Below are 12515 nucleotides of genomic sequence, written 5' to 3' on the forward strand. Positions count from 1 at the left end.
CGCGCGACGGCAGCCTTGATTGGCACCTAGCGAACAACCAACACGGGTTTATCGATACCGAGCGCGGCGAGCCGCCGGCCGAGCGCATCGGCATCGGTCCGCGAGCGTATCGGGCCAACCTGAACCTTATACAACGGCGTCGAGGCGCCACGCACCGCTGCAGCCCGGACTAAAACCGGCTCTTCAACGCGGCCAGCCAACCGGCTCTGCAGCTGCTCTGCATTGCCGCGACTGCCGAACGCACCCACCTGCAAGAAGATCGGGCCGCCGTCTCGCGTCACCACCGTAGGCGAAGACTTCACGCGATGCTGCCTACCGACATCGGCCGCGGCAAGCCGAAGCAGCTCCTTTGCATCCTTACCATGGTCGCGCGGATCGATCGAGCGGACCTCCACATGCGCGGTACCCGCATTCACCATATCCAGACGCTTTGCCGCCGCATAGGAGAGATCGATGATGCGATTGCCGACGAACGGCCCGCGATCATTGACCTTGACCACCGCACTGCGGCCATTCTCGAGATTGGTGACCAGTGCATAGGTCGGCAATGGTAGGCTCTTGTGCGCCGCCGTCATCTGGTGCATGTCGTAGCGCTCGCCGCTCGAGGTCCTACGGCCATGAAACTTCTTGCCATACCAGGAGGCCTGCCCGCGCTCGACGTGGTTGCGGCTGCTAGCCTTGGTGTAATAGCGCTTACCCAAGACGACGTAAGAACCCATGTTGCCATGGCGAGATTTCGGCTCGGCCTTCGGCAGCGCGCCAGTCGCCAAGGCCGCTGCGCGGGTGTTGGCGTCGACACTCTTCGGTGCACTGCTACAACCAGCCAATGCAACCAACAGCCCAGAGACCATGACCAGCCGCGGTAGCGCCGGCGATGCGCGCAAGCGGTTCAGAATGGCTGTCGTCGGCATCTCAGTCCCCCGATGTGGTCTCTGCTGGCGCAATCGCCCGGCTCAGCTCCAGCGCGGCAAGCGCATAGAGATTGCTGTGGTTATAGCGAGTGATGGCGTAGAAATTCTCAAGCGTGACCCAGTACTCAGGACCGTTTCCATCAGGCCCGTTTCCATCGAGTTCGATCAGGGCGGCACGCGCCCCCGGGTCAAGCCTCTGCGCCGGCTCAACCCCGGCTGCTTCGAGCTGCGCCACAGTGACGCCCGGCACAACCGGCCGCTTGCCTCCGACCTTAACTCCAGGCTTCAGTGGACCTGTCAATCTGGCCGCTGAGGCGATCGGTTGACCCCGTCGCCAACCATGCCGGGCGAGATAAGCGCCGACGCTGCCAATCACATCGGCATCGCTGTCCCAAAGGTCGCGCTGGCCATCGCCATCGAAATCGACCGCATAGGCACGATAGCTGGAGGGAATGAACTGCGGCTTGCCTACCGCCCCGGCATAAGAACCGAGCACAGCGACCGGGTCAACCGCCTCCTCGCGCGCAAGCAGAAGAAACTCTTTCAGCTCCTTACGAAAGAACGCTGAGCGTCTTGGATAGGCGAAGCCGAGCGTGCTCAGCGCATCGAGCACGCGATGGCCGCCTAGGGTGCCGCCATAATTGGTCTCGATGCCAATGATCGCCGTGATGATCTCGGCGGGCACACCATAGGCAGACTCGGCCTGAGCCAGCAGCGCCTGATGTTCGGCGAGGAAGCGCTGCCCACCGGCAATGCGCTCTGGCGTCACGAACAGGGCGCGATACTGTCCCCAAGGCTTGGCCTCGTAAGGCCGATTCATCGCATCGACGATCGACTGCTGATAGCGCGCCCCGGCCATCAGGGCGGTCAGCTCCGCGCGGTCGAAGCCCTGTTCCGCAACCATCTCGTCGACAAAGCGGTCACGCTCGCTGAGGTAGCTGGCCGGCACCGAGTCAGCAACAACGGCGAGCGGGCTGAACAGCGAGGCCATCAGCAGGGCTGCCAGGGTACGAAACCGCAGGGCGCGCTGGGGAGTCGGCATCTGAGAAATCCGCATCAGTCAATCGAAATCAGTCAATCGAAACAAGCTTGAGTATATGCCGGAACTCACTCTGCTTGAAGCAATTTTCGCCTCGTCTGTATCGACATCAAGATGCCGAACCCAAGCATCAGCGTGACCAACGAGGTGCCGCCATAGCTGATCAACGGCAGGGGCACCCCGACCACCGGCAACAGCCCGGTCACCATCCCCATGTTCACAAATAGGTAGACGAAAAACACCATGGTGATCGAGCCTGCTAAGAGTCTGCTATAGGCATCTTGGGCTTGGGCCGCGATGCCAAACCCGCGTAAGATCACTGCCAGGTAGAGCAGCATGAGCACAATGATGCCCGAGAGGCCAAGCTCCTCGCCGATTACGGCAAAGATGAAATCCGTCGAACGCTCTGGCAGGAATTCGAGCTGAGACTGGGTGCCTTGCAGCCAACCCTTACCGTGAATCCCACCGGAGCCAATCGCAATCTGCGACTGAATAATGTGGTAGCCAGCCCCCAGGGGGTCAGAGCCAGGATCGAGAAAGGTCAACACACGCTGGCGTTGGTAATCGTGCATCAAGGACCAGAGCAGTGGTGCCGCCACCCCGGCAAGCACGACGAGGCTCAGAATGAACCGCCAGCGCAACCCGGACAGAAACAAGGTCGCCACCCCAGCACTGCCCACCAGTAGGGCGGTGCCAAGATCTGGCTGCTTGAAGATCAATAACACCGGCAGCCCGATCAACAGACCCGCGACGACAATATCGAGCAGCCGCGGTGGCAGCGTCCGCAAAGACAGATACCAGGCCAGCATCATCGGCAACGCGAGCTTGAGCATCTCGGACGGCTGAAACCTCAAAAAACCCAGGTCGAGCCAGCGCTGGGCACCTTTGCTCTGGTCTCCAAACAGCAGCACCGCTGCGAGTAGCGCCAAGCCGATCAGATAGAGCGGCACCGACCACTGGCGCAACACCGCCGGCGACAGCTGTGCGATACCGAGCATGAGCACAAGTGCGAGACCAAGCCGGATGGCTTGCCGCTCAACCTGCACCACCGACTGACCGGTGGCGCTATAGAGCATCAGCAGCCCGAAAGCAGAGACCAGCAGCAATAACAACAGCAGCGGTAGATCGATATGCAGCCGGATCAGCCAGCCCCGATCGAGCGCGTCATGGCCAGCCTCGATATCAACATTGGCCTGTTTAGACATCGGTCTGTTTAGACATGGCTAAGGTTGATCGTCAAGGGCTGTTGCCATCGTCCGCATCATCCGCAACCTGCACGCGTTGATCGAGCAGCCAGCTATCCATGACCGCCCGCGCGATTGGCGCAGCTGTCGCACCTCCATGGCCGCCATTCTCGACGATCACAGCCACCGCGATACGCGGCTCCTCGATCGGCGCAAAGCCGACGAACAAGGCATGGTCGCGCATGCGCTCCGCGACCTCGGCCTCGTTATAGGTCTCGTTCTGCCCAACCGTGAAGACCTGTGAGGTACCGGTCTTGCCGGCGATGCGATAGGCATCGGTGCGAATGCGGCCCGCCGTACCACGTCGGCCCTCGACCACATTGGTCATCGCATCGAGGATGGTCTGCCAATGCGCCGGGTCCTGATCCGGTATTGGCCGGCGCTGGGCCTGGGTCGGCTCCAAGGGTGCACCGAGGCTAGCGCGCGTCGCACTCACGATACGCGGTTGGATGAACGTGCCGCCATTGGCAATCGCAGCCGTCGCCGCGGCAAGCTGCAACGGCGTTGCCAGAAAGGCGCCTTGCCCAATGCCAACGATGAGCGTCTCGCCGGGGAACCAAGGACGATTGCGGACACGCTGCTTCCATTCCGGCGAAGGCAGCAGTCCACCCAGCTCGCCGGCAATATCAGCACCGGTTGGGCGGCCGAAATTGAACTCGGCCAATAGGTCATCAAGACGGTCGATCCCCATGTCGTGCGCGAGACGATAGAAGTAGACATCGCAGGACTGGACGATCGCATCCTCCATCGCCAGGCTGCCATGCCCGCCGCGCCGCCAACACCGGTAGCGGTGCGAATGTCCGGGCAGCTGAAAGTAACCACCGCAGTACTTGCCTTGGCTAGCCGTGGTCACACCCGTCGCCAGGCCCGCCAGCGCGATGAAGGGCTTGACGGTCGACCCCGGTGGATATTGGCCGCGCACGGCGCGATCATAGAGCGGCCGATCGATGTCATCGCGCAGTTCCGCATAGGCCTTGTACCCGATGCCGCCAACGAACGGATTGGGGTCGTAGCGTGGCGAGCTGACCATCGCCAGCACGCCCCCCGTCTCTGGATCGATGGCAACCACCGCACCCCGGCGGTCACCCAATGCGGCGGCAGCATCGCGCTGCAGGTCCATATCGAGGAACAGATGCAGATCACGCCCCGGTACCGGCGTCTTCTGCTCACGCCGCTCGAGCACGCGCCCGCGCGCATTGACCACGGCCTGTTGGTAACCGACATGGCCATGCAACCATTGCTCGTGGTACTTCTCGACCCCGACCTTACCGATATGGTTGCTGCCGGCATAGTCCGAGCGGTCGATTTGCTCCAGTTCCTGCTCGTTGATACGCCCTACATAGCCCACGAGATGGCTCGTATAGGCGCCTTCAGGATAATAACGCGACAGCTCAGCGGCGATTTCAACGCCAGGAAAGCGATGGCCTTGAACCGCAAACCGGGCACGCTCAACATGGTTGAGGTCGAGCCTGATCGGCACCCCTTCGAAACGCCGACGTTGCGGCAAGAGTCGCTCGAAGCGCTCCAGATCGAGTTCCGAGATCGGCACCAGCTCAGACAACTCAGCAATGGTTGCGTCGATATCCTCGACCTTCTCTGGCTCGATGGTGAGCGCATAAGAGGGCACGTTATCCGCCAAGAGCACGCCGTTGCGGTCGTAGATCAACCCCCGCGTCGGCGGCATGGGCTGAATCTTGATGCGATTATCGTCCGAGAGTGTCGTAAAGTGCTCATGCCGCACGACCTGCAACTGAAATAACCGCGCTGCAATCAGTGCCAGACTGAGCACCACCAACACCGCCAGCAGGATGGCCCGCCCCCGAAACAGGCGTTTCTCCCCGCGACGGTCCTCAAACATCGTTTCCAGCATCGTCTCGACTCAGCAGAGGCGTGCGCACTTCAGCACGCGGCGCTGCTCACAATAGAAAGCGCTCGTTTCACGTTAGCAGGGCTTCAGGCTAACCGCGCCGACAGCCGCAGCCGGTCGAGCAACAGGCTGAACCAGGGCCAGAGCAGCAGGCCGACCAAGGTCGGTAGCCAATACGCCAGAGTCGGCGTTGGCTGACCCGTTGCACCCAAGATCCACAGCGAGAGCAAACGCTCGATCAACAACAATAGCCAGACTGCCACCGCTTGCTGCGACAGCGGAAAGGCACGAATACGTCGGTGCAGCTCGCCGGCCAAATAGGCAACCACCGAAAGCGACAGCGCATGCTCGCCGAGCAGCGCGCCGGACACCAGATCTTGCGCAATGCCGAGCGAAAAACCGGAAAAGACACCGATACGGTTCGGTCGAACCAGGCACCAGTAGATCAGAATCAAGGTCACCCACTGCGGGCGGAAATCGCTCGCCCAGCTCGGCATGGGTAGGATGGTGAGCGTCAGCGCCGCGACCAACGTAAAGAGCAAGAACAGGACAGGGCGTGACAAAACACTCATGAGCGATTATCCGCCGCAGCTGCGGCGTCAGCAGCGTCGGCGGCATCCGCCGGCTGCGCACGATCACCGAATCCCTGCACCGGCTCCCCAGGCGCAGCAGCCGAATCAAGGGTCCAGACGAGAAGGACTTCATGGCTGCGATCCAGACGCGCCGTTGGCACTGCTTGCACAGTGGCGAAAGGGCTGTTCGGATCATCGGCCACCTCGACGATCTGCGCGACGGGATAGCCGGCTGGAAAAACGCCGCCCATCCCAGAGGTGACGAGGAGATCGCCCACGCGCACATCGGCATTCTTCGGCAAATGGTGGAGACGCAACTGATTGACCCGACCAGTGCCAGTGGCGATGGTGCGCAGCCCGTTGCGATTGATCTGCACCGGCAAGGCATGGTCGGCATCGGTGATCAGCAGGACCGTCGCGGTGAGCGGGTTGGCCACCACCACCTGCCCCATCACGGCATTCGCATCAAGGACGGGCTGGCCTACATAGACGCCCGAGACCGTGCCTTTGTCAACCAAGACCTGCTGTCGATAAGGATCGAGCTCGACCTGCAGCAGCTCAGCGACCAACACACGATCACTGACCTTGAACGAAGAGCCGAGCAAGTCGCGTAGCCGACTGTTTTCAGCCTGCAGCGCCAAAAACCGCTGCATCTGGCCTCGTAACGCCAGGTTTTCACTCTCCAACAAGCTGTTGCGTTCGCGCAGATCGGCCCCGGTCGCGAATTTGGAGTCGAAGTCGCGGGCCAGCCGACTCGGTTGAGCTGCAAGCCATTGCAGGGGATAGACAGCCACGGTGAGAGTCGAGCGCAACCAGCCGAGATGACGCTCTTGCGCATCAGCAATCATGAGCGCAAACGCGCACACGACCGCGATCAATAACCGCCATAGCGGTGAGGGGCCATGATGGAACAGCGCGTTGATAGGACGACTCTCCGCGTTGACTCGACACTCACCGGCAACAGGACAGCATCACTCGACCGAGAAGACCTCGAGCCCGCGTCGGTCCATCATCTCAAGCGCCTTGCCGCCTCCACGCGCAACGCAAGTCAGCGGATGTTCGGCCACCACGACCGGCAGCCCGGTTTCCTCCGAGATCAACCGATCGAGATCGCGCAGTAAGGCGCCACCGCCAGTGAGCACGATGCCCCGTTCAGCGACATCAGCACCTAGCTCAGGTGGCGTTTGCTCAAGCGCATTCTTCACCGCACTGACGATGCTATGCAGCGGCTCTTGTAAGGCCTCCAAGATCTCATTGCTGTTTAGAGTAAAGCTGCGTGGCATCCCTTCAGCTAGATTGCGACCTCGCACCTCGATTTCGAGCACCTCTTCACCTGGAAAGGCGGTGCCGATCTCGTGCTTGATGCGCTCGGCCGTAGCCTCACCAATGAAGGTTCCGTAATTGCGACGGACGTAGTTGATGATGCTGTCATCGAAGGTATCGCCACCAATGCGCGCCGAACTCGAGAACACAATCCCGTTGAGCGAGATCACAGCCACCTCAGAAGTTCCACCGCCGATGTCCAACACCATCGAGCCCTGCGGCTCATCGACCGGAAGTCCAGCACCAATCGCCGCCGCCATGGGCTCTTCGATCAGATAGACCTCGCGCGCGCCGGCGCCATAGGCGGATTCCTTGATCGCCCGTCGCTCGACCTGAGTCGAGCCACAGGGCACGCAGACCAGGACACGTGGACTGGGTCGAATCAGGCGGGATTCGTGCACCTTGTGAATGAACCACTGCAGCATCTTCTCGGTCACGGTAAAGTCGGCGATCACACCATCCTTGAGAGGCCGGATTGCCATGATGTTCTGCGGCGTTCGCCCCCGCATCTGCTTGGCCTCTTCACCAACCGCGGCAACCGACTTGCGGCCCCCATCCTGATCTTGGCGAATCGCCACCACCGACGGCTCATCGAGCACGATGCCCTGCCCACGAGCATAGATCAGCGTGTTAGCGGTTCCGAGGTCGATCGATAGATCGTTCGAGAACAGCCCTCGGATACGTCTCAGGAACATCGGTAGCTCACTCCAGCGTTATCAGCTGCATACGCCCGACGACGGCGCGTGAAATGAAGGCGCCGCTGAACGGGCGGCATCGGATCGTCGCATCGGGGCCGTTAATTTAGGGAAATCTCGGCGCCGGCGGTATGCTGATCGAGTCCAATGGCTCGAACCCGAAGCATGCCGTGTCGGTTGGCTTTGGCAACGCTGTTCCACATCGCCCAGCCGCGACGGCGCGATTCTCGAGATAGACATTGTCGCTTATTGTCGGCAATTTCGGCGACATAAACGACCGCTAATCTAGCAACGGAGCTTGCACCGAGCAAGCGGATCATCGACCTCCCGCACGAGCAACCTCCTATCCGAGAGGCCAAACCCAACCACATGGGGCCAGGTATTTCGGCCGCGCTCGGCTGCCCGGGCCCAGCTGCTTGTGGTAATTTGACGGCGAAAGCTGAACCTAAGGCACAGGGCGCCGCGCGACCTCAAACCATGCAGCACATCGGAGAAGCGCGTGAGAGGCCCGTTAACGGTCGCGCCTGTGTCGCCAGCCCGGACCATGAAACGTCTGTCTCGCGAGCGTCCGTCTCACAAGCGTCCATGCCGCGTTGACCCGGCTCAGCCTGACATCCGAGACTTCGACCCCATAGACCTCAAACCGGCTTAATTTCCATCATGGCCCTCGACACCAGCGACGTTGCCAAGATCGCGCATCTCGCCCGACTCGCCATCAGCGACGTTGAACGCGATCACTTTAGCACCGAACTCAGCAGTATTCTCAACCTCGTCGAGCAGATGAGCGCCATCGACACCACCGGCGTCGAGCCCATGGCGCATCCGCTGCACATGGCGCAGCGACTGCGCCCCGACCAGGTCACCGAGAGGGAAAACCGTGACCAGTTCCAACAGATCGCGCCGCAGACCGAGGACGGACTCTACCTGGTGCCGAAGGTGATTGAGTGACACCGATGCCTGATCAACCGTTGCATGATCGATCCGTCTGCGCGCTCGGCGCTGCGCTGCGCGCGCGCGAGTTCTCAGCGCGCGAGCTGACCGAGCACTACCTCAGTCGCATCGAGCAGCTCGATGCCAAGCTCAACGCCTACATCACGGTCACCGCTGAGCTGGCACTGGCCGCCGCCGAGCGTGCCGATCAGCAGCTCGCCGCTAGCACCGCCGGGCCGCTGACCGGCCTCCCGATCGCCCATAAGGACATCTTCTGCACCAATGGGGTCAAAACCAGCTGCGGCTCGCGCATGCTCGACAACTTCGTCGCGCCCTATAACGCGACCGTCGTCGAGCGCCTACAGGCCGCTGGCATGCCGATGCTGGGCAAGACCAACATGGATGAGTTCGCGATGGGCTCATCCAACGAGACCAGCTTCTTCGGCCCCGTGCACAACCCCTGGGATCTCGAGCGGGTTCCCGGCGGCTCTTCCGGTGGCTCGGCTGCAGCCGTCGCGGCTGGACTCTGCGTCGCCGCCACCGGCACCGACACCGGCGGCTCAATCCGCCAGCCGGCGGCCTTCTGCGGCGTCACCGGCATCAAGCCGACCTACGGCCGCTGCTCGCGCTGGGGCATGATCGCCTTCGCCTCGAGCCTAGATCAGGCCGGGGTCTTTGCCCGTAGCGCCGCCGATGCCGCGCTGGTGCTGCAAGCCATGGCCGGCTTTGACGAGCGCGATTCGACCAGCGCCAATTCGACAGTACCGAACTATGCCGCTCAGCTTGATGACGAGATCGCGGGACTAAAGATCGGCCTCCCGAAGGAATACTTCGGCGAAGGGCTCGATTCCGCTGTCGCCACCTCGATCGAGGCCGCGATCAAGGAGTACGAAGCGCTCGGCGCCAGCGTGCGCGAGATCAGCCTGCCGAATGCGCCCCTATCGGTCCCGGTCTACTATGTGGTCGCGCCGGCCGAATGTTCATCCAACCTCGCCCGCTTCGATGGTGTGCGCTACGGCCATCGCTGCGAGGCCCCGAAGGATCTCGAGGATCTCTACAAGCGCAGCCGTGCCGAAGGCTTTGGCGCCGAGGTCAAGCGCCGCATCATGATCGGCACCTATGTGCTCTCCGCCGGCTACTACGACGCCTATTACCTCAAAGCGCAGCAGCTGCGGCATCTGATCAGCGACGACTTCCGCCGCGCCTTCGAGCAGGTCGATGTCATCATGGGGCCCACCACCCCGAGCACGGCCTTTGTGCTCGGTGCCAAATCCAATGATCCGGTCGCGATGTATCTGAACGATATCTATACCATCGCCACCAATCTAGCCGGCTTGCCAGGTCTGTCGATCCCGGTCGCACCGGCCGATGGCATGCCCGTCGGGCTGCAGCTGATCGGCGACGTCTTCCAAGAAGGACGCCTGCTCAACATCGCCCACCGATTGCAGCAGGCGACCGATTGGCATCGAGCGATGCCCAACCTGACCACTGCCTGAGACCGAGGTTGGGGGACCCGACGAACTGCTCGCGCACGCCGAAACCCTGCGCTATCAGGCCAAGGCCGCAAGGCGTGATCAGGTGGTTGCAGCGACCTAGTCTTGCTCTGTCCCCGTTGATCAATCCCTGCTGCTTGCTTTGCCGTCGACGGAATCCTGATCACGCTACTCCCTTTCAAACCCCGCAGGGCCAAACTTCAACGCGCTGCAGTTTTCCTTGATCACCCGCTGCAGGTTCTCATCGAACCCGGTCGTGCTCCCCGTGCCACCGGAACCTGAGCCATCGGTGCCGCCTGATCCATGCTGCCGCTGATCTCGAGATCGGATTCGGGCAGCGAGGCGAGCAGCAGGGCGTTGGGGACCGCTTTCAGTGCCTCGATGCCAACTTGGCGCGGGTGGCCAGGTGGTAGACCGCGAGCATGGTGTGGGTCTTGCCGCCACTTAAGGCGGTCTGTAGCTGGATCACCGGATCGCCGCCCTGTCCGGCGAGGCGCTGGGCGACCGAGATCAGCAGCAGACGCATGCCCTCGGTGATGAAGGTGCGGGCGAAGAAGGCCTCGGCGTCTTGGTACTCGGGCGGCGCGGTGCCGTTGGCGACCTGGGAGATGTCGGCGGCGAATTCGGACTGCTTGAAGGTGCCGTGCAGGACATCCTTGTGCGGGCGGGCGATCTCGCGCCAGGGTTTGAGGCTCATACTTCACCGATGCGTTCGTGCGCCCATTGTGAGAGTAGCTCTCCCTCTGACAGCTGAGCTTGGCGCGCCTTGGAGCGTAGCGCGCGGGCGTCGCGGGTGGAAAGACGCACTTGAAATCGGTCTACTTGTTGAAACACGGGGGCTGTGACTTCTTCAAGCTCGTCGTCGAAATCGGTCAGGTCGTGTGCTTGCCAAAACGCAGCAAGCTCCGAGATTGAGTCGGTGTTGGGTAGGTGTTTCATGTGCTATCTCCAAACAGGTGAATCAGCTGCTTCTTTTCCTGTGGCCATCCCAAAGCCGAACTCGCCAGCGTGATTCAAACCAGCATCGGCGCGTCCATCGCCAACAGGTGCTCCGCAATCACGCCAAAACGTTGCCGGCTAGCAGTGAAAAAGGGATCGAGCCGCTGGCGACGCGGCAAGAGATAGAGGGCGGCCAAATCCTGCAAGATAAGCGCAGAGTCCGTACTGCTCATCCTGCAGAATCTCCGTCAAGCGCTCTTTATGCTTAAAGGCCCTCCAGCGTCGCTGCGCCGCGTCCGCATCGAGCGGCGGTTGTTGATGCGCCCGCGTTAACGGATGGGTGCCCTCGCCTTCCTTGCGGATCATTCTCACCGTTGCAGCGCCTCCTGCCGGCGGATGCTGCGCTCGATCTTCTGAATTTGTGGATGATATGGGTTGATGCGCTGCTTGAGCATCTCGATCAGCTCACAAGCGCGCTCGCTTCGAAAATACCCCTGGTCGACCAATTCGGTCAGCTCCTCGAGCAGGGCCTTTTCGGGTACCGGTGGCTGCGGATCAACCTGCATGACGGCTTGCAAGACGTCCTGACTCGGCTCGCCGTAAGAGAAGGCTTTGGGCTCTGTGGCAACGGCGATGCCCCGATCGCGGAAACCAAGCAGACGGATGCATTCCCGCCGCACGGTGGTCAATACCTGGGGGCTGTGCGTGGTGACGATGAATTGGATGCGCGGAAAGGCGCCGCGTAAGGTGGCGATCATCTGCTGTTGCCAGGCCGGATGAAGGTGCATCTCGACCTCGTCGATCAGGACCAGACCGGGCGTTTCAGCCGGCGCCGCCATGCTCAGGTGCGGGTTCAGCTTAACGCAGCGCCAAGCGAGATCGGCGACCAGCGAGACCAAGGCACGCACCCCATCGCTGAGTAAACTGACCGGCAGGATGCCGCTGTCGGCCTGATGCATGGCCAGCTCGTCATGCGAAAAACTGTAGTGCAGATGACTCCAGCCCAAGGGCTTTAGGACACCTTCAACCGTTGACTGGATCGCCTTGAGCTGCGCGCCGATGGCTTGCCCAGCATAGGTCTCTGGCATCTGTTGCTCCTGTAAAGCGGCCAAGGTCGCGCTCTTCATCCAGACCTGCAGCTGGTAACTTCTCAATAAGTCACGGCACGCCCGCGGCCGCCGCGCGCTCACGGACGATGTCCGGCAACGGCGGAATCGTGCCGGTCTGCTCAATGCGATCGTTGAGATACTCCCAAAAAGAGAGGCCCAACTTGCGGCAGGTCTTCTTCAAACTGGCAAAGGTATCGCGGCATCGTCGCCCGAGGTCACTGCGGGTTCCGCCGCTGATCTTGCGCCATTTGACGTAACCGCGGATATCGTTCTCACTGCCGTTGGTGTGCAGCGGGATATCGGGGCGCAACAAGACCAGTAGCAGCTCGCTCTGGTGGCGATGTAGCCGCTTCAAGGTCTGGTTGAGGGCGGCAAAGGAGGTCTTCTGGGTGA

Annotated in this window: 14 protein-coding genes; 2 read left to right on the forward strand and 12 right to left on the reverse strand. The window is 61.6% G+C overall.

The window, feature by feature from the left end; genetic code table 11:
* Positions 1–26: 26 nt before the first annotated feature.
* The 7 genes from CCR96_RS25075 to CCR96_RS10645 all read right to left on the reverse strand — a co-directional run bounded on the left by CCR96_RS25075 (position 27) and on the right by CCR96_RS10645 (position 7651).
* A complete protein-coding gene (locus CCR96_RS25075; RefSeq protein WP_274601102.1) occupies positions 27–911 on the reverse strand; it encodes a septal ring lytic transglycosylase RlpA family protein in 885 nt (294 codons plus the stop codon).
* Between the two features lies 1 nt (position 912).
* Positions 913–1953: a lytic murein transglycosylase B gene (gene mltB / locus CCR96_RS10620; RefSeq protein WP_201220103.1), complete on the reverse strand. Its 1041-nt coding sequence runs from the start codon at positions 1951–1953 to the stop codon at positions 913–915.
* Positions 1954–2018: 65 nt separating this feature from the next.
* A complete protein-coding gene (gene rodA, locus CCR96_RS10625; protein WP_201220104.1) occupies positions 2019–3155 on the reverse strand; it encodes a rod shape-determining protein RodA in 1137 nt (378 codons plus the stop codon).
* 31 nt (positions 3156–3186) lie between these two features.
* Positions 3187–5064 carry a penicillin-binding protein 2 gene (mrdA, locus tag CCR96_RS10630; protein ID WP_201220105.1) on the reverse strand — a complete coding sequence of 626 codons (1878 nt, stop codon included), beginning with the start codon at positions 5062–5064 and terminating at the stop codon, positions 3187–3189.
* 83 nt (positions 5065–5147) lie between these two features.
* Positions 5148–5633 carry a rod shape-determining protein MreD gene (mreD, locus tag CCR96_RS10635; protein ID WP_201220106.1) on the reverse strand — a complete coding sequence of 162 codons (486 nt, stop codon included), beginning with the start codon at positions 5631–5633 and terminating at the stop codon, positions 5148–5150.
* The gene (gene mreC, locus CCR96_RS10640) at positions 5630–6556 is read right to left on the reverse strand and encodes a rod shape-determining protein MreC (RefSeq protein WP_201220117.1); all 927 of its coding nucleotides are present in this window, start codon (positions 6554–6556) and stop codon (positions 5630–5632) included. The genes mreD and mreC overlap by 4 nt, the downstream gene beginning before the upstream one ends.
* A gap of 48 nt (positions 6557–6604) precedes the next feature.
* Positions 6605–7651 (reverse strand): rod shape-determining protein, encoded by a 1047-nt coding sequence (locus CCR96_RS10645; RefSeq protein WP_201220107.1) that lies wholly within the window; start codon positions 7649–7651, stop codon positions 6605–6607.
* A gap of 660 nt (positions 7652–8311) precedes the next feature.
* On the opposite strand from CCR96_RS10645, the gene gatC reads away from it, so the two are divergent.
* Both gatC and gatA read left to right on the forward strand, forming a co-directional pair.
* Positions 8312–8599: an Asp-tRNA(Asn)/Glu-tRNA(Gln) amidotransferase subunit GatC gene (gatC, locus tag CCR96_RS10650; RefSeq protein ID WP_201220108.1), complete on the forward strand. Its 288-nt coding sequence runs from the start codon at positions 8312–8314 to the stop codon at positions 8597–8599.
* Between the two features lie 5 nt (positions 8600–8604).
* Positions 8605–10077: an Asp-tRNA(Asn)/Glu-tRNA(Gln) amidotransferase subunit GatA gene (gene gatA, locus CCR96_RS10655; protein WP_420827263.1), complete on the forward strand. Its 1473-nt coding sequence runs from the start codon at positions 8605–8607 to the stop codon at positions 10075–10077.
* Positions 10078–10444: 367 nt separating this feature from the next.
* Here gatA and CCR96_RS10660 read toward each other — a convergent pair whose 3' ends face one another.
* The 5 genes from CCR96_RS10660 to CCR96_RS10680 all read right to left on the reverse strand — a co-directional run.
* Positions 10445–10771 (reverse strand): hypothetical protein, encoded by a 327-nt coding sequence (locus CCR96_RS10660; protein WP_242518907.1) that lies wholly within the window; start codon positions 10769–10771, stop codon positions 10445–10447.
* Entirely contained in the window at positions 10768–11013 is a 246-nt protein-coding gene (locus tag CCR96_RS10665; RefSeq protein WP_201220109.1) for a CopG family antitoxin, read from the reverse strand. The genes CCR96_RS10660 and CCR96_RS10665 overlap by 4 nt, the downstream gene beginning before the upstream one ends.
* Positions 11014–11087: 74 nt before the next feature.
* A complete protein-coding gene (locus CCR96_RS10670) occupies positions 11088–11246 on the reverse strand; it encodes a hypothetical protein (RefSeq protein ID WP_201220110.1) in 159 nt (52 codons plus the stop codon).
* Between the two features lie 135 nt (positions 11247–11381).
* Positions 11382–12101: an AAA family ATPase gene (locus CCR96_RS10675; RefSeq protein ID WP_201220111.1), complete on the reverse strand. Its 720-nt coding sequence runs from the start codon at positions 12099–12101 to the stop codon at positions 11382–11384.
* 70 nt (positions 12102–12171) lie between these two features.
* Positions 12172–12515, reverse strand: a 344-nt coding sequence (locus CCR96_RS10680) for an IS66 family transposase (RefSeq protein ID WP_201215731.1), incomplete at its 5' end; no start/stop codon positions are given.

This window comes from Halochromatium roseum (assembly GCF_016653315.1).
Taxonomy (GTDB): Bacteria; Pseudomonadota; Gammaproteobacteria; order Chromatiales; family Chromatiaceae; genus Lamprobacter; species Lamprobacter roseus.